The organism is Citrobacter sp. CK198, from assembly GCF_030333295.1.
Taxonomy (GTDB): domain Bacteria; phylum Pseudomonadota; class Gammaproteobacteria; order Enterobacterales; family Enterobacteriaceae; genus Citrobacter_B; species Citrobacter_B koseri.
In genome coordinates, this window is record NZ_JAOWGE010000023.1 from 305782 (window position 1) to 327257 (window position 21476).

Consider the following 21476-nt stretch of genomic DNA (forward strand, 5'->3'; position numbering starts at 1 on the left):
ATCAAAACTTCTGCTTTTTCTCTTCTACTTTCACGCCTTGCGTGGGCAAACCGGTATCGTAATCACGTACCACCGGAGAATAACCGTCTTGCGGGCGTGGGCGGAATGCCCCCATCCAGCGCGGCCGGGCATCTTTACGCCACGGACGCAGGCTCCACTGGTACGTACGGAACGGGTCGCGGATTTTATCCATGTAATCCAGCAGCGCGTCGTGCATCTGACTGCGAACACCGGCAAATTCCGGCGCAGCAATCAGATTATGCAGTTCATCCGGGTCATTACGCCTGTCGTACAGCTCATCGCTGGTAAACAGGTTCAGCACCAGCTTCCAGTTATCCGTCACCCAGCAGCGCACCGGAATAAAGCCGCCAAAGCTGTCATGCTCGATCTCATAGCGGTTGAACTCCACCATCACCCCGCGCGGCGCTTCAACGGCCAGGATGTTTTCACCCGGAAGAATATCGGGCTTATCAATCCCCGCCAGCGCCATCATCGTAGGCAGCAGGTCAATATGGCTGACCGGCGTATCGATCTGCTGCGGCGCTCCCTGCGGCGGGCGCATAATCAGCGGGATGCGGGTAATGTCATCATACATTGCCGCCCCTTTGCTGATGAGTTTGTGCGCCCCCATCATTTCACCGTGATCGGAGGTATAAATCACCCAGGTATTCTCACGTTGTTCCGGGGTTAACGCATTGATCACCCGCCCAATCTGATCGTCAACAAAGTCATTGCAGGCAAAGTAGAGCGGATGATGATAACAGCCATCATCGCCTACCGGAGACGGCATCGCCTGCGCCCATAGCCGATGGTGCTCAGGTTTATTGCTCAGCGAATCCTGCGCCTTCGCGCCCAGGTCATAATAAAAATCCTGATACTTCTCCAGATACTCAATCGGACAGGTAAACGGATGATGCGGCTCATCATAAGAGACCACCATCAGGAACGGTTCGTCATCTCTCGCTGGCTGATGGAGAAAATCAACCGCCCGGTTGCTGATGCGATACGCCCAGGTAAAGGTCTCATCAATATTATTGGTCTGCAAATCCTCAATACTGTTCAGTCCGTTACGCCACAGGCTGATTTCATTCTCCGTCAGTTCAGAAAGGTAGTTCGCGCCGTCATACCAGTAGTCGGCATCCCACTCAGGCGGGCACTCGCCGGTGCCAAAGTAATCGTGCCCGTCGAGGTGCCATTTGCCGATATAACAGGTGTGATAGCCTGCATCCTTAAAATAACGCCCCATCGTGGAGATGTTCTTCCCCGGCGCGACGTTGTTCGTCCACGGGCCGGACTGATTGGCATAAATACCGGTAAAAAGCCCCGCGCGGGCTGGCGTACACACCGGCGAGCAGGTATACGCGGAGTTAAAGCGAATCCCTTCAGCGGCCAGACTGTCAATATGCTGCGTGTTCAGCGGCTTACCGCTATAGCAGCCCACCATATTGGTCGCCTGTGTATCGGTCATAATGAACAGAAAATTCGGACGGGTCATGCTTTATCCTTAGCGTCAGAAACATAAACCACAGGCGCGGAATGGCGCGTCTGCCATGAGCTGTAAATCAGGTAAACAACCACCGCAGCGGTGATAGCGTAGCTGAGAATGGTCAGCCACCGGGTCTGATAGCCACCAAACTGCGCCAGACCAGAATAGACGCCAATCATCGCGAACAGGACGCCAACGGCGGCGATCTTCACGTTTTTCCACGGTTTCATGTCAACCGCAAACGCATCATGAAATTTAAACGGCGTTGCACGCGGCTTAATCACGCCAATGAGCAGCATCACCACGACGTTGATACAGAAGGTACAGGCCAGCACATAGAGGAAATGAAAATCAAATTTCACCAGGTAGTTGATGGTGATGTAACTGACAATACCGAGTCCCATTGCGACCTTCGCGGCCAGCGCCGGAATACGCGGGAAGAAGAAGCCCATAATAACAATGGTCACTAACGGCACGTTATAAATCCCGTTGAGCTGTTTCATCCAACTGTAGAGCCCTTGCGGCGCATAGGCGATCCACGGCGCTACCAGTACGGAGATCACGGCCACAATAAAGCCAAAGCGACGACCAACAGTGACCAGTTTATCGGGGCTGGCCTGTTCATTAATCAGTCGGCGATAGATACCGAGGCTAAACAGGGTCGAAGCACTGTTCAAAAAACCGCAGAATGCGCTGATAATCGCGCCAAACAGCACCGCGCTAAAAAAGCCAATCAGCGGCAGCGGCATCACTTTGTTCACCAGCGCCGGATAGGCCATGTCTGCTTTCGGTAGATCCTGAAAGAGATGAAAAGCGATAACGCCCGGCAGCACCAGAATCAGCGGGTCCAGCATCTTCAACACCGCCGTAAGCAGCGCCCCTTTTTGCCCTTCCGATAAACTTTTTGATGCCAGCGTACGCTGAACGATCCCCTGGTTGGTGCACCAGTAGAACGTATTGACCAGGATAAGCCCGGTCAACGCCGCGCCAATCGGCACCGGGTCGTTGCTGCCGCCAATCGAGTTCAGCATCTGGCTGTGATCCTGGGTTAAACGCGTAATACCTTCGCTCAGACTGCCTTTCCCCATCGCCATCAGACCAAACAGCGGCACCATCAGGCCGCCAATCACCAGGCCGATACCGTTAATCACATCGGCAATGGCAATCGCCCGCATCCCACCGACGACAGCATACAGGATGCCGCTAATCCCCAGCACGACAGCCATCAGCCAGATCGCCGTATGTTGTGAAATACCAAAGGTTTCAGTGACATGAAACATGCTGTTAAAGGCAAGCGCGCCGGAATACAGAATGATGGGTAAAAAACAGATTCCCGTCGCAATCAAAAAACAGCAATCGATAATGATGCGGGTGGTTTTGTCATAGCGCTCTTCAATAAAATCCGGGATCGTTGCAATGCCGCGTTGCAGATAGCGTGGCAGAAAGATCAGCGCCAGAAAAATAAGCGGAATTGCGGAGATGACTTCCCATGCCATTACCGACATACCGCTGCGGTAAGCCTGGCCGGTTAATCCCACCAGTTGTTCCGTTGAGAGGTTAGTTAACATCAGCGAGGCGGCAATAACCGGCGCTTTTAACGAACGTCCCGCCAGAAAATATCCCTGCTGCGAACCGGTATCCGCTTTTCGTAACTTCCACCAGGTGATAACCGCCACCAGTAGCGTAAAACCAACAAAGCTCAAAATTTGTAGCGTATTCATCTCATAGCCCTTGTTTTTCATTATGTCCCGGCAGCGGTAGGGTCAACACGAGGTAAAGCGTGCCGGGTCAGGCAGTCAGATTTCTTAATTACAAACATCGCCTCCCTGAAGCATTCACTTTCTGTTATGTTCAGGTTGTGGGCATCATTCTCCGGCGAGAAAATAAAATGAATGGAAACTTGCTAAGTTCGCATGTAAAAAACGAAACTACGTACAATATTCCCCTGCTGATTAATGAAAATGTGATCTCCAGCGGAATTTCATTGATCTCGCTGTGGCATACCTACGCTGACGAAAATTACCGTGTTATATGGCCGCGAGATAAGAAAAAGCCGCTAATTGCCAATTCATGGGTCGCGGTCTATACCGTACAGGGGTGCGGGAAAATCCTGCTGAAAGACGGTGAGCAAATTACATTAAACGGCAACTGCATTATTTTTTTAAAACCCACAGATATACAGTCTTACCATTGCGAAGGTTTATTGTGGGAGCAATACTGGATGGAGTTTACCCCAACCAGTATTATGGATATTCCTATCCGACAACAAAGCGTTATTTATAACGGTGACGTTTATAATCAGGAACTGGCCGAAGTTTCACAATTAATTACCCGCCCGGAACCGATTAAAAATAATCTCGCCGTCGCGTTTCTCACGAAAATTATTTATCAGTGGATTTGTCTTATTGACTCAAACGGGAAAAAAGACCCACAACGCATACAGGTTGAAAAGTTAATTGCAGCGTTACATGCCAGCCTGCAACGCCGCTGGAGCGTGGCGGATATGGCCGCCACGATCCCCTGTAGCGAAGCCTGGCTGCGTCGTCTGTTTTTACGCTATACCGGGAAAACACCGAAAGAATATTATCTGGACGCCCGGCTGGAACTGGCATTATCGCTGTTAAAACAGGAAGGGAATTCGGTGGGTCAGGTAGCGGATATGCTCAACTTCTTTGACTCATTTCATTTCAGCAAAGCATTTAAGCATAAATTTGGCTACGCGCCGTCGGCGGTGTTGAAACATCCTGACCGGCACCCGCTGGATGCCGGTCAACAAGATTAGTGCAGTTCAGGCCAGTATTCTTTGTTGGCTTCAATCAGATCATCAAGAATCGCTTTGGCGACAGACGCGCTCGGCACGGTTTTGGAGAGCGTAATCGCCTGCCACAGACGCTGATAGGAGCGATGCTCCCAGGCATCGACCACCAGTTTCTCGACGGCCACCTGCTGGCTCATCAGCCCTTTCTGGAACTGCGGAATATCGCCAACCGTCAGAGGTTCCGGCCCGTTATGCCCCACCAGGCAAGGGATCTCCACCATCGCTTCATCATCAAAGTTATGAATCGCCCCGTTGTTTGGCACAATCAGCAGCATCCGTTCCTGCGTATTAAAGGCGATTGCCGTTGCCAGATCGACGATATAAGACGCATGTTCATCAATTTCTAGCTCGCCAGCGGAGGAGTGGCCTGCTTCAATAATCGCGCGGCAGGAGCCAAATACCTGTTTTTCACGGTGGTCCATCACCTCATTAGCACGCGTGCGCGCCGGGTTCGAGTGCTGCACCACATAGTCCGGGAACAGATAGTATTTCAGATAGGTATTCGGCATGGTGTCCGGGTCCAGCGCCTGCACATCCTTCGCTTTGGCGAACGTATCATTCCAGCTCGCTTCAGTATGCGGATCGTTAGATGGCGGAACATAACCGTGTTTCGCGACGTATTCCCGCAGTTTCGGCATCAGGTCGTTACCCTGCAAGTCCTCAATCGACGTCCACCAGCCAAAGTGGTTCAGCCCGTAATAACGCACGCGCATTTGCTTACGATCTTGCAGGCCGACAATCTGCGCCATCCGCCCTTCAATGCCGATCGGCATATCACAGATATTGAGGATTTTGGCGTTCGGGCGCAGACGGCGCGTCGCCTCGGCCACTATCGCCGCCGGGTTGGAGTAGTTCAGCATCCACGCGTTCGGGGAGTATTTCTCCATGTAATCCACCAGCTCCAGTACGCCGCCAATAGAACGCATCCCATACGCAATCCCGCCCGGACCACAGGTTTCCTGGCCTAATACGCCATGGCGCAGCGGGATTTTTTCGTCTTTTTCCCGCATCGGGTATTTGCCCACGCGGATATGCGCCATCACGAAATCAACATCGGTAAACGCTGCTTCGGGATCGGTGGTGTAACTAAACTCAATCTCCGGCGCCTGCTCTTTAAGGATGATTTTGCACGCTTCGGCAATCACTTCCTGGCGAGCGCCGTCGTTGTCATAGAATTTCAGTGCGCGAAGCGGAAAACGGTCCTGGTTTGCCAGCAACATCAATACGATGCCCGGCGTAAATGTGCTGCCGCCGCCTGCGATAACCACTGAGAATTTTTTCATGATACTGCCTCCGTCATGGGGATTTGTTCGGTCGATAAGGGGGATTTCATTAGCGTTTCAAGCTGGTCACGCACCTGGGGCACATGCAGGCCGACAATCACCTGGATGCCATTGCCACGGCGAACCACGCCGTGCGCGCCCAGCGCTTTAAAGACGTCATCACTCTGGGTCTGCGCCATATCGTGGAGCGCGATACGTAAGCGCGTGGCGCAGTTATTAATGCTTTCGATATTGCCCGCGCCGCCCAGCGCCTGGAGGAACCCGGCGGCCTGCCCAAGTTTTGCGTCCGGCGCGGGCGCCGTTGTCTGTCCACGCGCGGCCTTGTAATCCGCTTTGCTGTAGAGTCTGACTTCACTCTCTTCACGACCCGGCGTTTTCAGGTTGAAGCGCAGGATCAGGGTGCGGAAAACCACAAAATAGAGGGCGGTGAATGCCAGCCCGATGCCTATCTGGGTAAACATCATTCCGGCATGGTTGTGGAACATCGGGATCCAGTTTTGCGGTAAGAACTGATCCAGCAGTCCGCCGCCCATATTTCCTACCACGCCGCAGATATACATCACCGTCGCCATTGAGGCCGCCAGCACCGCGTGTACGGCAAACAGCAGTGGAGAAATAAACAGGAAAGTGAATTCCAGCGGTTCCGTGATGCCCACCAGTACAGCGGTTAACGTGGCGGGGATCAGCAAACCAGCGACCTTCACCCGGTTTTCTGGCGATGCGGTGTAATAGAGCGCCAGCGCAATCCCGACGGAGCCAAAGATTTTTGAGTTACCGTGCAGGGCAAAACCGCCTTCCGGGAATAACGTCTTCAGCGATTCCGTGCTCTGGCTGAACGCCTGCATATGTTGCGCCCAGTAAACCTGAATGCCACCTTCTACCGCCGCAGGGCCAAAAATGAAGGGGCCATAGACGAAGTGGTGCAGCCCTGTCGGGATCAGAATACGTTCGAGGAAGGTGTAGACCCACACGCCCAGCGCGCCCGCTGAACGCAGGAAAGCCTGTAGGGATTCAATGCCCATCTGCACTTTTGGCCAGCCGAGCAGCGTCAGCCAGGCGCAGGGAATCATCACCAGGAACGCAATAATCACCACAAACGACGTGCCCTGAAAAATACCGAGGAACACGGGCAACGGCTTATCGAAATAGCGGTTGTGCAGCGCGGTGACGATGCCCGAAATCATAATGGCGCCGATAATGCTGGTATCGAGCGTTTTTATTCCGGCCATCATCGTCAGACCGCTGCCTGCCGTCGGGTCTACGCTGAAGTCCACGCCGAAGAAATGCCCCCAGGTCATGCCCATGGCATTAATGAAATAGTTCCATGTCAGGAAGCTGACCAGCACCGCCAGACAAGCTCGGCCTTGCGCCTGTTTAGCCAGGCCAATTGGCAAGCCGACGGCGAAAATCAGCGGCATATTACGGAAAACCGTCCAGCCGCCCTCTTCAATAATATGAACGATTTGCGCGAATAAACTGTTGGGATCGGTCAGCGCTTCGCCAACAAAAAGCGGGTTGCGCAGCATGATAGCGATACCCACGACGATACCGGCGAACGGGAACAGCAGTACCGGGGTAAACATAGCGCCGCCAAAGCGTTGTATTTGACTGAGCATTTTTACATCCTCATATAACAACCAGTAGGGAGAGGCCTTTTTTGTAGTGATTGCTGGCCTGATACGAGAATAGGTAGTTGCGATTCTGAGAACATGACGCGCCGCTTCGATTCGTGATCGCATTCATGGTTTTAATTCAGTCAATGATGTCTACTTTTTACATAAAAGTTAGACATCAAAAGGTTCGTAGCGCGGAAATTAAAGGGAAAAAGAGGTCTGGTAGTGATCTACAAATCGATAGCGGAACGACTAAGAATCCGGCTCAACTCATCTGATTACAACATCGGTAGCCCGTTGCCTGGTGAAAAAAAGCTGGCGGAAGAGTTTGCTGTGTCACGAATGACCATCCGCAAAGCCGTCGATATTCTGGTGGGATGGGGACTGGTGGTGCGGCGGCACGGGAGCGGCACATACGTGGCGCGTAAAGACGTTCATCATGAAACCACCAACCTGACCGGACTGGCGGAAGTGCTGCGGCGTCAGGGAAAAGAGGTCACCAGCCAGGTGCTGGTATTTGAAGTGATGCCTGCGCCCCCCGCCATTGCCAGCCAGTTGCGGATTCAGATCAACGAACGTATCTACTTTTCCCGCCGCGTGCGCTATGTGGATGGCAAACCGCTGATGCTGGAGGACAGCTATATGCCCGTCAGGCTGTTCCGTAACCTCTCGCTGATCCACCTGGAAGGGTCGAAATTTGATTATATTGAGAAAGAGTGCGGCATCACCATCAGTGGCAACTATGAAAGCCTGACGCCCGTACTGGCCGATAAACAGCTCTCCGCGCAAATGAACGTCCCCGAGCAAACGCCGCTACTGCGGATCACATCGCTTTCTTACAGCGACAGCGGGGAGTTTTTGAATTATTCGGTCATGTTCAGAAATGCCAGCGAATACCAGGTGGACTACCATTTACGGCGCGTCCACCCGGATGCAAACCTGACCTAGCCTAACCCCCAGAAAAGCACCGCCAGCAGTTGTGGGGTGATAATCCGCAGGAACATTACCAGTGGATAAACGGTGGCGTAGGAGAGCGCCGCCGCGCCGCTGGTGGCATGCAGGTTGTTAGCAAACGCCAGTGCAGGCGGATCGGTCATTGACCCCGCCAGCATCCCGCATAGCGTCAGGTAGTTCATTTTGGCAAAGATACGCGCCAGAAGACCGACGGTAATCAGCGGAATGGCAGTAATAAAGATGCCGTAACCAATCCAGCTCAGACCATCACCCTGAGTCAACGTATCAATAAAGTCACCGCCAGACTTCAGCCCGACCACCGCGAGAAACAGCACGATCCCCAGCTCACGCAGCGCCAGGTTGGCGCTTGGCGGCATAAACCAGTACAGCTTGCCAATGCTGCCGATACGTCCCAGAATCAGCGCCATGATCAGCGGCCCGCCCGCCAGTCCCAGCTTTAACGCTACCGGGAATCCAGGGACAAACAACGGAATCGACCCCAACAGCACGCCCAGACCAATACCGATAAACACCGGTAACATCTGCACCTGTTGCAGTTTTTGCTGGGCGTTACCCACAACATTGGCCACCGCATCAATTGAAGAGGGACGGCCAACCAGATTGAGGATGTCACCGAATTGCAGGCTGGCGTCGCTACTGGCCACCAGCTCTACGCCCGCACGGTTCAGACGGGAGATCACCACGTCATAGCGCTCTTTAAAATGGAGGTCGCGAATGCGTTTTCCGAGCACCTTTTCGTTAGTGACCACGACGCGTTCAACGCGCAAATCCGTCCCTCGCGTTGAGAGCGAGGTGTCCACCTCCTGACCAATGACCAGCTGCGCGTTATGCAGATCGGCGGGCTGTCCCACCAGATGCAGCAGGTCGCCCGACTGGATGATCGTTCCCGGTGAAGGCACCATCAGCGTCTCGTCGCGTTTCAGACGCGAACAGATGATTTTATCGCTGTTCAGGATGGGCACATCCTGGAGCGCCATATTGTTGAGATTCGGGTTCTCAACACGGATATTCATGGTCTGGATTAACGAGTGTCCATTGCTAAGCGTGTCTTCATGCTGCTTCGCTTCCGCCTCCACGTTGACGCGAAAAATCATCCGCATCAGCCACATGGTGAGCAAAATGCCGCAAATCCCGAAAGGATAGGCCATCGCATAGCTCATCCCCATCTGGTCCACCGCTTCCATTGGCGTTCCCAGATCGCGCAGAATTTGCTGCCCGGCCCCCAGCGCAGGCGTATTGGTGACCGCGCCGGAGAAAATCCCCAGCACCACCGGTAGCGGGATAGCGAAGATTTTATGCAAAATGGCGGTAACCAGCCCACCGATAATGACAATCAGGATGGCAAAGAGATTAAGGCGCAACCCTGAGACGCGCAGAGAGGCAAAGAACCCCGGCCCCACCTGGATACCAATGGTGTAAACGAAGAGTATCAGGCCGAATTCCTGGATAAAGTGCAGCATGTCACTGCTCAGCGTCATCCCGGCCTGATCGACAAAGTGGCCGACGATAATCCCGCCGAACAGTACGCCGCCAATGCCAAAACCGACACCCCGCACCTTGATATTGCCGATCCACAACCCGACAACCGCCACCAACGCCAGAACGCTGACCGTCAATGCTATATCACTCATCTTCTTTTCCCTGTGAATAACATTATTAATTAAATGGATTCTCGCAGAGTACAAGCGGTATGTATGGGTGGTAAAGCACAAAAATGCCCCGTCATTGCTGGCGGGGCGGTTTGTTGAAAAGCATGATGCCGGACCTACAGGTTCGGCGTCGCTTTGTAGGCCCGGTAAGCATAGCGCACCGGGCGATTTGCCGGATGGCGGCTACGCCTTATCCGGCCTACAGGTAGTCCTGGATTAGCTATTTAATGCGGGACGTTCGCTAATGGCGATACGCTGTGGAGCGATGGTTTCCGGCTCGTTGCGGGTTAAATCAATGTGCAATAACCCATTGGTGAAGGTCGCGCCGCTGACCTCCATATTTTCTGCCAGAGTAAAACTCAGACTGAATGGCTGTGTCACCAACCCCTGATGCAACCATTTGGTTTCTTTTTCCGGCTGCGCTGGCGTGCCTTTTACGGTCAGGCGCGTGCCTTCCAGCTGAATATCCAGATCTTCCTGACGGAAACCGGCTAACGCGAGGGTAATGCGGTAGTGGTTGTCATCGCTTTTTTCAATGTTATAGGGCGGGAAGCTCTGGCTTTCGCCGGTGTTTTGCAGGGCGTTGGCCAGTTTGTCAAAACCGATCCATTGACGCAGCAGTGGGGATAAATCGTAATTACGCATGATAATCATCTCCTTCTAAGAAGCGAGTAATACCCGTCATACTTCACGCCGCAGATGCGTTGTCTGCGCTCGCTCACCCCAGTCACGTACTTTTGTACGCTCCCGGGGATTTGCTTGCTTGCCGCCTTCCTGCGACGCAAATTATTTAGGGTATATTATTGCCAGCGAATCCTCAGATTCGCATATGCTCCCTGACGGCGAGCATAGGGATAACAGGCCGCCGACGGCGACCTGACTGAATCAGTTAATTTCGATACGGCGCGGTTTGTTCGCTTCTGGAATCACGCGCTCCAGGTCGATATACAGCAGACCGTTCACTAGGTTAGCGCCGCGAACATGAATGTTCTCTGCTAACTGGAATTTGCGTTCAAAGTTACGCTCTGCGATGCCCTGGTAGAGATAGGTACGTTCTTTTTGCTCATCCGCGTGAGCGCCTTTTACCACCAGCAGATTATCCTGAGCGGTAATTTCCAGTTCGCTTTCCGCAAAGCCTGCAACGGCAATCGCAATGCGGTAATGGTTTTCATCCACCAGTTCGACGTTATACGGAGGATAACCGCCATTACTCTGGCTCTGGTTGTTTTCTAAGAGGTTAAACAGACGATCAAAACCAATGGCAGAACGGTACAGCGGGGATAAGTCAAAGTTACGCATAATGAATAGCTCCTGAAATCAGCGAGAATAGTTGACCTTCCATCATGGACAGGTCAGGTAGCCAGAACACCCATCAGGCGTGCTCTTTATTTGCCTACACCCTAAAAATGGGTCTGGAAATGAACTTTTCAAGCGCTTGCAGGGGACTTTTTTTGCAGTTTGTTGTCTATCGCATAGACTGGGTGAACAGCACACATTGTTAAAGTGCGATAAGCGCCACAGTGCGACGTGATGGTGATGTTATTTTTCGCGACGGATCGCTATAACTCATCATGCAAACATCGATAATCAACAGATGAATAAATCATGATAAAAAATGTGTTGTTAACGCTGATGATGTGCAGTGGATTGGTTTTACTGGGTGGCTGCTCCAGCGTAATGTCACATACCGGCGGCAAAGAGGGGACCTACCCCGGCACACGCGCCAGCGCCGAAATGATCGGCAGCAGTGATACAAACTGGGGCACCAAATCGCTGGCAATCCTGGATATGCCCTTTACCGCCGTCATGGATACGATACTCTTGCCGTGGGACTTCTTCCGCACAGACAGCTCAGTGAAGTCGCGAGTGGAAAAGAGCGAGGAGAAAACGAAGATGACCAACGCCGTTATCCCCCCGGCAAAAATGTCCGCTCACTGATTTATCGTTTGGTTTCCGTCACCCAAAGCTGGCGGAAACCGTCAACCTCTTCCATCCACGCGATTAACGCCCCATCCGGCGAAAAAACAACGGCGTCCGCTGAAGGCGGGCTGTCATGACTCGCCGTTAAAAAGGCGATTGCCCCGCTCTGCGCGTCGCAGCAGGCAATGCGGTTTTCCAGCACAAACCCCAACCACTGGCCTGACGGGTGCCAGTTGAACGCTGACTGGATATCGGTCGCGTTATGCGTAAGCTGGCGCGGCTCTCCCCCCTGCACCGGGATCAGCCAGAGCTGAACAATACCGCGATCATCGCGCATCAAAAACGCAATGTCCGTGGCTTGCGGGTTACTCCGCACCCAATGGCGCGGAACGTTTACCAGCCCAGGGAAAGCGCGATCGTGCGTAAAGGTCAGACGGCGCTGAACAACGCCCGCAGGCGGCGCTGGCAGCGTTGATTCTGTTCCGGTCAGCGGCATATCGCCTGCCTGTTTCCAGCCTTTTTCATCCTGCGGCAACGCCACCAGAAACAGCTCCGGCACTTTTTCACCCTTCGCCGACAAGGTATCGCCAATAAACGCCAGCGCATGATCGCCCACCCAACCCTCTTCGTAGGCGCGGTTAATGTCATCGCTGCCCGGCCGTGGCGCCGGCGTGGTCTGGCTCACTAACACGCACCAGTGGCTGCCGCTGTACTCCCGAGGATGCTGAACCGCCACCGTAACCGGGCCATACGGCACCGCAACGCCGACGTTGCGCAAGTCCAGCGCCGGATCGCGCTCACGCAGTACATGGTCGTTATAGGTGAAGCTGACACGCTCGCCGTTCGGACTGAACACATGCACATGGCTGCCGCCGCGCAGCGCGCCGGGCGTATACGGCACGGTGATGTCCATTGCATCCAGATTCGTCACGCGGTTTTGCGCCGCTATCACGCCGCGACGATGGTGGAAATCATAATGCCACGTCTCATCCGGGTTCTCCGGGCCATGAATGAACACATAGCGATCGTCTTGTGGATGAACGGTCACCACGCCAACGTGCGCGCCCTGCGTAGCGCGATAAATGACCTCAACCTCACCAGTCCGTACGTTGACGCGCTCAATCGTCTCACCGGTAAACGAGGCGCCTGACGTACGCACATCAAAAACCAGCCACTGGCTGTCCGCCGTCCAGGTGCTGGTATTCGTAAGCTGATGATGACGCGAAGCGAAAGTGATTTGTTTCATGGAGATACCCTGATGCGCGGTTTTCGCATCAGGGTATAGCATTGGAAGAAATTAGCCTACCCGTTTAACGTCGCCGACCAGCAGGATATAAGAGAGCGCGCCAATCAGGGCAACAGCGGAGATATAGACCAGCGCCGGGCCAAAGCCATAATCCTGCGCAAGGTAGCCAATCACCAGCGGCACGGTGATGCCGCCCAGTCCGCCAACAAAGTTAAACACGCCGCCGGTCAGGCCAATCAGACGCATCGGTGCGAGTGAAGAGACCAGTGACCAGGTGATAGACGCAAAACCATTGCCGAAGAACGCCAGCGCCATCAGAGTCATAATCCATACGGGATCGTTAGTGTAGTTCGCCCCCATGATGCAGGTAGAAATCAGCAGCCCGCAGATAATAGGCGTTTTACGCGCAACACCCAACGAGAACCCTTTTTTCACCAGCTTATCCGCCAGCCAGCCGGAGAGCAGCACCCCAAAGAAAGCGGCAAGGAACGGTACGGTCGTCATAAAACCTGCCTTCAGGGCGGTGATCCCTTTCTCCTGGGTTAAATAGTTCGGGAACCAGGTCAGGAAGAACCACAGCGTAGAAGTAACCGCAAATTGCCCCAGGTAGACCCCGACAAGTTTGCGGTGAAACACCAGTTTCCAGTCAGCTTTGGTCAGTGGCTGACGCGCCTCTTTTTTGACTGGCGCATCGCCGTCCACCAGACCGCCGCCATCGCGAATATAGTCCAGCTCAGCCTGGCTGATGCTTTTGGTCAGGCGCGGCGGCTGATAAACCTTGAACCAGATTAGCGACCAGATAATCCCGATTCCCCCGGTAACGATGAACACCCAGTGCCAGCTCAGCATCTCCTGAATCCAAATCAGCAGCGGCGTCAGAAACGCCAGGCCGACAAACTGCCCGGAGGTGTAGAAACCGACAGCGGAGGCGCGCTCATGCTCCGGGAACCAGCTGGTAACCATCCGGTTATTGGTCGGAAATGCGGGCGCCTCAAAAATCCCGGTGATGGCGCGAAGACCAATCAGCGACATTAATCCGGTGGCGAACCCCTGAAATAGCGTTGCAACAGACCAGCCCAAAATAGCGATAAAGTAGGTCAGTCGCGATCCCACACGGTCAAGGAACCAGCCGCCAGGAATCTGGCATAGCGTATAAAGCCACGCAAAAGCCGAAAAGACGTAGCCCATTTCCGCTTTGGTGATGCCGAATTCTTCCTGAATATGCGCCGACGCCACGGCGAGGTTCGCGCGGTCAACATAACAAATAACCACGGTAATAAAGATCATAATCAGCGTCAGATAACGACGACGCCCTGGTTTTGCAGCTGTAACTGAAATATCCATCGCAATCTGTCTCCAGATTTTGGGCATAGCGAGACCGCTCACCATGCCCTGTAATTTACAGAGGGTTATATTTTTGTATGTAAGGTTTTTGCCCGGTGGCTTACCGGGTCTACGGGATGGCGATTACCATTCCGCTACGCTGCCATCTTCATGACGCCACAACGGGTTGCGCCAGTCCGGCGCGTTTTTACTCAGTTCAATGACTTTAGCTTCGTCAATGTCCACGCCAAGACCCGGTTTAGTTAACGGTTTAAAGAAGCCGCCTTCCATACTGAAATCGTCCTTGTTTTTCACGAAGTCGAGCAGCTCCGCGCCTTTGTTGTAGTGAATGCCCATGCTCTGCTCCTGGAATACCGCATTGCGCGATACGAAGTCGATATGCAGACAGGCTGCCAGCGCAATCGGCCCCAGCGGACAGTGCGGCGCCAGCGCCACGTCGTAGGCTTCCGCCATCCCGGCGATTTTGTAGCATTCGGTGATACCGCCAGCGTGCGACAGATCCGGTTGCAGAATCGCCAGCCCGCCCGCTTCCAGCACGCGTTTAAACTCAAAGCGTGAGAACATGCGCTCGCCTGCGGCAATCGGAATATGCGTCTGCGCCGCCAGCTTCGGATAATATTCCGCCTGCTCCGCCAGCACCGGCTCCTCAATAAACAGCGGACGATATTGTTCCAGCTCTTTAATTAAAACCTTCGCCATCGGGGCGCTGACACGACCGTGGAAGTCGAGACCAAATTCAATTTCGTTACCAAAAGCCTCACGGATTTGCGCTACGGTATTGACTGCCGCATCCACCGCGCGTGAATTATCAATCACGCCCATCTCTTCACAACCGTTCAGTTTGAAGGTGTCGAAGCCAATAGCGCGCAGTTTCCTGATGCCGTCGATCACTTCCGCCGGACGGTCGCCGCCCACCCAGCTGTAGGCTTTAATTTTGTCGCGAACCAAACCGCCCATCAGTTGCCATACCGGCGCGTTCAGCACTTTGCCTTTGATATCCCACAGCGCCTGGTCGATACCGGCGATGGCGCTCATCATTATTGGGCCGCCGCGATAAAAACCGGCGCGGTACATCACCTGCCACAGATCGTTGATACGCGCCGGGTCCTGACCGATCAGATAGTCGCCAAACTCATGAACCGCCGCTTCGACGGTACGCGCGCGCCCTTCTATAACCGGTTCGCCCCAGCCAACCACGCCTTCATCCGTTTCGATTTTCAGGAACATCCAGCGCGGGGGTAAACGGTACGTGGTGATTTTGGTTATTTTCATTTCACTGCCTCTCGATACGCTTTAACAAATGCCGTCGCCTGCTGCGCGGTACGCTCAACGGACTGCCCGGCGCGATAGAGATCGCTGCCCAGCCCGGCGCCTGCGCAACCCGCGTTAATCCATTGCGCCAGGTTTTCCGGCGTCACGCCCCCCACGGCAAACACCGGGACATCAGCCGGAAGCACCGCTTTCAGCGCTTTGATGTAGTCCGGGCCAAATGCCGATGAGGGGAATATTTTCAGCGCCTGCGCACCCGCATCCAGCGCGGTAAAGGCCTCGCTGGCGGTCGCGCATCCAGGGCATACGGTCATGCCATAACTCACCGCGCGACGAATCACCTCGGGCTGAATATTTGGCGTGACGATCAGCTTGCAGCCCATTTGCGCTAACAGGTCTACCTGATCGGGCTGAAGTACGGTGCCCGCGCCGATCAACGCCTTATCGCCATACGCATCCACTATCGCCGGGATACTTTTTTCCCACTGCGGGGAGTTAAGCGGGATTTCCACCGCATCAAAGCCAGCCTCGATGACCGCGCCAACATGCGCCAGCGCTTCATCGGGCGTCACGCCACGTAATATCGCAATAAGCGGAAGATCAGTTTGCCACTGCATGAGCGATGCTCCTTATTCCTGCCTGAAATGCCTTCTCACCGGAAACGACGGTTGCATGACGGCCAATGGCGCTGAACGCCTGCTGGTAGCGTTCCGCCAGCGCGTCTCCGGCAACAATGGTGATCTGCCGGGCGTCAAAGCTTTCGCTAAGGGTGGCGACTTCAGCGCCAATCAACAGACCGGATAAAAATTCACTCACCTGCGCGCGCGGGAGTGTTCCCAGGACGTGCGAGGCGCGAACCTCAAAAAGTTGCGGCAGGATGGCGGGGGTAGCGAGACCACGCTCCAGCCCAGCAGTAAAGGCGACAGGCGAGGTTTCCTGTTCAGGCAACCCTGCGCCAACCAGTGAATAACGCAGCAACAGATGGTGTAATTCACCCGTCATCACGGTGCGAAAATCGTGAATTTGCGCGTTATCAGCCCGTACCCATTTACAGTGCGTACCGGGCATCACATAGACAGAAGAAGGAGAAAGCGTGCGGGCGCCAAGCAACTGTGTCTCTTCGCCGCGCATCACATTATGGTTATCGTCGCGTGAGACACAGAGTCCGGGAATAATCCAGATCTTGTCGCCAACGGAGGTTAACTGCTCGCCTATGGCAGAGAAATGGGCAGGAACCGGCAGATAGGGGGCGATTTTCCAGCCCACATTGCTGCCGACCATTCCCGCCATAACCACGGGAGTGGCGCTGTCGCGCCAGTTTTGCGTCACTTCTGCTAACACCGCTTCAGGAGATTTACCCTTCAGACGCGTTACGCCTGCTTCTGATTGCCTGCTCTCCAGGCATTTGTCGCCCTGGTAAAGCCAGGCGCGCAAATTGGTCGATCCCCAGTCAATTGCGATGTAGCGAGCTGTCATGTGATTTCCTTGAGCCTTCGTGTTGAGCTGGCGATCATCGTTAAGGCCGCCTGCTCTGCCGCATCGCCATCCTGATGCCGTATCGCATCGAATAGCGCCTTATGTTCCTGGAGCGTTTTTGGCATGTTGGCCTCATCACCCATCCAGGTTCGTTCAAACACCGCTCGCTGTAGCGAACTGATCGCCACACTAAGCTGTTGTAAAACCGGGTTATGTACCGACTGCAATACCGCCTCGTGATAGCGAATATCCGCTTCGTTGAAGGCATCCCGGTTCTGGTTGTTGGCGATCATGTCATTGAGCGCCGACTCAATTTCGGCCAGATCGCTCGACGTCGCGCGTTCCGCCGCCCAGCGCGCAATAGCCGGTTCCACCAGGTTACGGACTTCACTCATTGCGCTGATCAGCCGCGGGTCATAATCGTTTTCCAGCACCCATTGCAGCACGTCGGTATCGAGGTAGTTCCACTGGTTTCGTGGTGCGACAAACGCTCCGCGATAACGCTTCATTTCAATGAGCCGCTTCGCCATCAGCGAACGGAACACTTCGCGAATGATGTTGCGCGAGGTTTCAAACTCCTCACACAGATCCGCTTCCGCAGGCAGTGCCGAACCCGGTACGTACTTGCCGCTGACAATCTGTTTTCCCAGCGTGATGACGATGCGGTCGGTTTTATTGAGGGTCATGGAGAGTCCTTGTGCTCTGTATGTACCGCTCTACTTTACCGTTACCGCTGAAATTCGCCTCAACTTTGTAGTACTAACGTGATGTCATTCATCGTTGCTGTGTTGATAATGTAGTACAACATAAATGTGTTGTACTACAATTTAGATCACAAAAACGACAATCGGTAATGGAAATGTTATGAAGGGAAAATGAGGGCGTAAAAAACCCGCAGCAGAGGCGGGTTACGGAACGTCTGTTTTGCCGGATTAATCCAAGCCAGCCACTTAATTCAGCACAAATTTCTCAATTGCGTATGCCACACCGTCTTCCAGGTTGGATTTGGTGACAAAATTAGCCACCTCTTTCACCGACGGAATCGCGTTGTCCATCGCCACACCCATGCCTGCATATTCGATCATCGCGATGTCGTTTTCCTGATCGCCAATCGCCATGATTTCTTCCGGCTTGATCCCCAGCGCATCAGCCAGCGATTTCACGCCAGTGCCTTTATTGACGCGTTTATCCAGGATTTCGAGGAAGTACGGCGCACTTTTTAACACGGTATATTTCTCTTTTACTTCCGCCGGAATACGCGCAATGGCCTGATCAAGGATGACAGGTTCATCAATCATCATCACTTTCAGGAACTGCGTTGCCGGGTCCATTTTCTCCGCTTCACAGAACACCAGCGGAATGGTGGCGACATAGGATTCATGTACGGTGTAGTAGCTGATATCACGGTTTGCGGTGTACAGCGTGTTGCGATCCAGCGCGTGGAAGTGTGAGCCGACTTCGCGGGACAACTTCTCCAGAAAGCGGTAATCGTCATAGCTCAGCGCCGTTTGCGCAACGGTACTGCCGTCGCCCGCTTTCTGCACCAGCGCGCCATTGTAGGTGATGCAGTAGTCGCCGGGTTGTTCCATGTGAAGCTCTTTCAGATAGCTATGGACACCCGCATACGGACGGCCGGTGGTCAGCACCACGTTAACGCCACGGGCGCGCGCGGCGGCAATCGCCGTTTTTACCGCAGGTGAAATGGTGTGATCGGGCAGCAAAAGGGTGCCATCCATATCGATAGCAATGAGTTTGATAGCCATGAGTTCCCCGGATTAAATGAGTCCGTCCTCATGCTAACGCGATTCCGCTCAAAAAACAGCAACGAAAAGGGGGATGGAAAGGGGAACCGGGATTCCCCTTTTGCAGATCGGTTGTAGGCCGGATAAGGCCTAAGCCGCCATCCGGCAGCTTAGGCTGATGAACTGCCTGATGGCGCTTCGCTAATCAGGCCTACAAGCTGATTAGATATCGATGTTTGCCGCTTTCAGGGCGTTCTCTTCGATAAAGGCGCGACGCGGTTCAACGGCATCGCCCATCAGCGTAGTGAACAGCTGGTCGGCGGCAATCGCATCTTTCACGGTGACGCGCAGCATACGACGGCTTTCCGGGTCCATCGTGGTTTCCCACAGCTGATCCGGGTTCATCTCGCCCAGACCTTTATAGCGCTGAATCGCCAGGCCACGACGGGACTCTTTCACCAGCCACTCCAGCGCCTGCTCGAAGCTCGCAACCGGCTGACGGCGCTCGCCGCGTTCAATGAACGCATCGTCTTCGATCAGACCGCGCAGCTTCTCGCCGAGCGTGCAGATGCGACGGTATTCGCCGCCGGTAACAAACTCGTGATCCAGCGGATAGTCTGTATCCACGCCGTGGGTACGCACGCGAACAATCGGTTCGAACTGCTGCTGTTCGGCGTTCTCGCGAACGTCAAACTTCCACTGGCTGCCGTGCTGCTCTTTCTCGTTCAGCTCGGTAATCAGCGCGTTCACCCAACGGGTGACAGCCTGTTCGTTGCTAAGATCGGCTTCCGTCAGCGTCGGCTGATAAACCAGCTCTTTCAGCAGCGCTTTCGGGAAGCGACGCTCCATACGGCCAATCATTTTCTGCGTCGCGTTGTAATCAGAAACCAGTTTTTCTAACGCTTCGCCCGCCAGTGCCGGTGCGCTGGCATTGGTGTGCAGCGTTGCGCCATCCAGAGCGATGGAGATCTGGTACTGATCCATCGCCTCATCGTCTTTAATGTACTGTTCCTGCTTGCCTTTCTTCACTTTGTACAGCGGCGGCTGCGCAATATAGACGTGACCGCGTTCGACGATTTCCGGCATCTGACGATAGAAGAAGGTCAACAGCAGCGTACGGATGTGCGAGCCATCGACGTCCGCATCGGTCATGATGATGATGCTGTGATAGCGCAGTTTATCCGGGTTGTACTCGTCACGACCGATGCCGCAGCCCAGCGCGGTGATCAGCGTCGCCACTTCCTGGGAAGAGAGCATCTTGTCGAAACGCGCTTTCTCCACGTTGAGGATTTTACCCTTCAGCGGCAGAATCGCCTGGTTCTTGCGGTTACGACCCTGTTTAGCAGAGCCGCCTGCGGAGTCCCCTTCCACAAGGTACAGTTCAGACAGCGCCGGGTCACGTTCCTGACAATCCGCCAGTTTACCCGGCAGACCCGCCAGATCCAGCGCGCCTTTACGACGCGTCATTTCACGCGCACGACGCGCGGCTTCACGCGCACGCGCCGCATCGATAATTTTGCCGACCACGATTTTGGCGTCGGACGGGTTTTCCAGCAGGTATTCGCTCAGCAGCTCGTTCATCTGCTGTTCCACCGCCGATTTCACTTCGGAAGAGACCAGTTTATCTTTGGTCTGGGAGGAGAATTTCGGGTCCGGCACCTTCACGGAAACCACGGCAATCAGGCCTTCACGCGCATCGTCGCCGGTGGCGCTGACTTTGGCTTTCTTGCTGTAGCCTTCTTTATCCATATAGGCGTTCAGGGTACGGGTCATCGCCGCACGGAAGCCTGCAAGGTGCGTACCGCCGTCACGCTGCGGAATGTTGTTGGTAAAGCAGTAGATGTTTTCCTGGAAACCATCGTTCCACTGCAATGCCACTTCCACGCCGATACCGTCTTTTTCGGTGGAGAAGTAGAAGATATTCGGGTGGATCGGCGTTTTGTTCTTGTTGAGGTACTCAACAAACGCTTTGATGCCGCCTTCGTAGTGGAAATGGTCTTCTTTGCCGTCGCGCTTGTCTTTCAGACGAATAGAAACGCCGGAGTTCAGGAAGGACAGCTCACGCAGACGCTTAGCCAGAATTTCGTATTCAAATTCGGTGACGTTGGTGAAGGTTTCCAGGCTCGGCCAGAAACGCACCATCGTACCGGTTTTATCAGTTTCGCCAGTCACCGCCAGCGGCGCCTGCGGTACGCCATGCTCATAGATCTGACGGTGGATTTTGTTATCGCGCTGGATAACCAGTTCCAGTTTCTGGGACAGGGCGTTAACCACGGAAACACCCACGCCGTGCAGACCGCCGGACACTTTATAGGAGTTATCGTCAAATTTACCGCCCGCGTGCAGCACGGTCATGATCACTTCCGCAGCAGAAACGCCCTCTTCCGGGTGAATACCGGTCGGGATGCCACGCCCGTCATCCTGCACGGATACGGAGTTATCGGCATGAATGGTGACGATAATGTCTTTACAGTGACCCGCGAGCGCTTCGTCGATAGCGTTATCTACCACCTCGAATACCATGTGGTGCAGACCGGTGCCGTCATCCGTGTCGCCGATATACATACCCGGGCGCTTACGCACCGCATCCAGCCCTTTCAGGACTTTGATACTGGAGGAGTCATAAGAATTCGACATCAACGTTTCTCGCTCAAT

Annotated in this window: 18 protein-coding genes and 1 other annotated feature; of the genes, 3 read left to right on the top strand and 15 right to left on the bottom strand. The window is 54.2% G+C overall.

Going from position 1 to position 21476, the window contains the following annotated elements; all coding sequences use genetic code 11:
• Window position 1: 1 nt before the first annotated feature.
• The gene (locus OGY62_RS03915) at window positions 2-1495 is read right to left on the bottom strand and encodes a sulfatase-like hydrolase/transferase (RefSeq protein ID WP_049008747.1); all 1494 of its coding nucleotides are present in this window, start codon (window positions 1493-1495) and stop codon (window positions 2-4) included.
• Window positions 1492-3207, bottom strand: coding sequence for a solute:sodium symporter family transporter (locus OGY62_RS03920; protein ID WP_024130074.1), 1716 nt, complete (start codon window positions 3205-3207; stop codon window positions 1492-1494). Before OGY62_RS03920 ends, OGY62_RS03915 begins: the two co-directional genes overlap by 4 nt.
• A 167-nt stretch (window positions 3208-3374) precedes the next feature.
• Here OGY62_RS03920 and OGY62_RS03925 point away from each other — a divergent pair, with 167 nt between their 5' ends.
• Window positions 3375-4268 (top strand): helix-turn-helix transcriptional regulator, encoded by an 894-nt coding sequence (locus tag OGY62_RS03925; RefSeq protein ID WP_049008749.1) that lies wholly within the window; start codon window positions 3375-3377, stop codon window positions 4266-4268.
• Here the strand turns inward: OGY62_RS03925 and OGY62_RS03930 are convergent.
• Both OGY62_RS03930 and OGY62_RS03935 read right to left on the bottom strand, forming a co-directional pair.
• Window positions 4265-5587, bottom strand: coding sequence for a 6-phospho-alpha-glucosidase (locus OGY62_RS03930; protein WP_047460135.1), 1323 nt, complete (start codon window positions 5585-5587; stop codon window positions 4265-4267). The genes OGY62_RS03925 and OGY62_RS03930 overlap by 4 nt on opposite strands.
• Entirely contained in the window at window positions 5584-7203 is a 1620-nt protein-coding gene (locus OGY62_RS03935) for an alpha-glucoside-specific PTS transporter subunit IIBC (RefSeq protein ID WP_071259109.1), read from the bottom strand. Before OGY62_RS03935 ends, OGY62_RS03930 begins: the two co-directional genes overlap by 4 nt.
• Window positions 7204-7425: 222 nt before the next feature.
• Between OGY62_RS03935 and OGY62_RS03940 the strand changes: the two genes are divergently transcribed.
• Window positions 7426-8148 carry a GntR family transcriptional regulator gene (locus tag OGY62_RS03940; protein WP_286459148.1) on the top strand — a complete coding sequence of 241 codons (723 nt, stop codon included), beginning with the start codon at window positions 7426-7428 and terminating at the stop codon, window positions 8146-8148.
• On the opposite strand, the gene OGY62_RS03945 is transcribed toward OGY62_RS03940, so the two are convergent.
• The 3 genes from OGY62_RS03945 to ibpA all read right to left on the bottom strand — a co-directional run bounded on the left by OGY62_RS03945 (window position 8145) and on the right by ibpA (window position 11123).
• Window positions 8145-9806 carry a putative transporter gene (locus OGY62_RS03945; RefSeq protein ID WP_049008756.1) on the bottom strand — a complete coding sequence of 554 codons (1662 nt, stop codon included), beginning with the start codon at window positions 9804-9806 and terminating at the stop codon, window positions 8145-8147. The two genes, OGY62_RS03940 and OGY62_RS03945, sit on opposite strands and share 4 nt — an antisense overlap.
• 234 nt (window positions 9807-10040) lie before the next feature.
• Window positions 10041-10469, bottom strand: coding sequence for a small heat shock chaperone IbpB (ibpB, locus tag OGY62_RS03950; RefSeq protein ID WP_047460126.1), 429 nt, complete (start codon window positions 10467-10469; stop codon window positions 10041-10043).
• 240 nt (window positions 10470-10709) lie between these two features.
• Window positions 10710-11123 (bottom strand): small heat shock chaperone IbpA, encoded by a 414-nt coding sequence (gene ibpA / locus OGY62_RS03955; RefSeq protein ID WP_006687722.1) that lies wholly within the window; start codon window positions 11121-11123, stop codon window positions 10710-10712.
• Window positions 11117-11189 (bottom strand) — a sequence feature (ROSE (Repression Of Heat Shock gene Expression) occurs in the 5'-region of heat shock genes and acts as an RNA thermometer to modulate expression.). It overlaps the preceding gene by 7 nt.
• Window positions 11190-11429: 240 nt before the next feature.
• On the opposite strand from ibpA, the gene OGY62_RS03960 reads away from it, so the two are divergent.
• A complete protein-coding gene (locus OGY62_RS03960; protein WP_198448087.1) occupies window positions 11430-11762 on the top strand; it encodes a YceK/YidQ family lipoprotein in 333 nt (110 codons plus the stop codon).
• A gap of 1 nt (window position 11763) precedes the next feature.
• Here OGY62_RS03960 and OGY62_RS03965 read toward each other — a convergent pair whose 3' ends face one another.
• From OGY62_RS03965 to gyrB, 8 genes are all read right to left on the bottom strand, one after another.
• Window positions 11764-12990 carry a YidR family protein gene (locus tag OGY62_RS03965; protein ID WP_286459152.1) on the bottom strand — a complete coding sequence of 409 codons (1227 nt, stop codon included), beginning with the start codon at window positions 12988-12990 and terminating at the stop codon, window positions 11764-11766.
• Window positions 12991-13041: 51 nt separating this feature from the next.
• Window positions 13042-14379: an MFS transporter gene (locus OGY62_RS03970; RefSeq protein WP_075203724.1), complete on the bottom strand. Its 1338-nt coding sequence runs from the start codon at window positions 14377-14379 to the stop codon at window positions 13042-13044.
• Window positions 14380-14457: 78 nt separating this feature from the next.
• Window positions 14458-15606 carry a galactonate dehydratase gene (gene dgoD / locus OGY62_RS03975; RefSeq protein WP_049008765.1) on the bottom strand — a complete coding sequence of 383 codons (1149 nt, stop codon included), beginning with the start codon at window positions 15604-15606 and terminating at the stop codon, window positions 14458-14460.
• A complete protein-coding gene (locus OGY62_RS03980) occupies window positions 15603-16220 on the bottom strand; it encodes a 2-dehydro-3-deoxy-6-phosphogalactonate aldolase (protein WP_104867979.1) in 618 nt (205 codons plus the stop codon). The genes dgoD and OGY62_RS03980 overlap by 4 nt, the downstream gene beginning before the upstream one ends.
• The gene (locus OGY62_RS03985) at window positions 16204-17079 is read right to left on the bottom strand and encodes a 2-dehydro-3-deoxygalactonokinase (protein ID WP_049008769.1); all 876 of its coding nucleotides are present in this window, start codon (window positions 17077-17079) and stop codon (window positions 16204-16206) included. Before OGY62_RS03985 ends, OGY62_RS03980 begins: the two co-directional genes overlap by 17 nt.
• Window positions 17076-17765, bottom strand: coding sequence for a D-galactonate utilization transcriptional regulator DgoR (gene dgoR / locus OGY62_RS03990; RefSeq protein WP_049008770.1), 690 nt, complete (start codon window positions 17763-17765; stop codon window positions 17076-17078). The genes OGY62_RS03985 and dgoR overlap by 4 nt, the downstream gene beginning before the upstream one ends.
• A gap of 264 nt (window positions 17766-18029) precedes the next feature.
• Window positions 18030-18842, bottom strand: a complete 813-nt coding sequence (yidA, locus tag OGY62_RS03995) for a sugar-phosphatase (protein ID WP_012000803.1) — start codon at window positions 18840-18842, stop codon at window positions 18030-18032.
• A gap of 201 nt (window positions 18843-19043) precedes the next feature.
• Window positions 19044-21458 (bottom strand): DNA topoisomerase (ATP-hydrolyzing) subunit B, encoded by a 2415-nt coding sequence (gene gyrB, locus OGY62_RS04000; RefSeq protein WP_012000804.1) that lies wholly within the window; start codon window positions 21456-21458, stop codon window positions 19044-19046.
• Window positions 21459-21476: the final 18 nt, after the last annotated feature.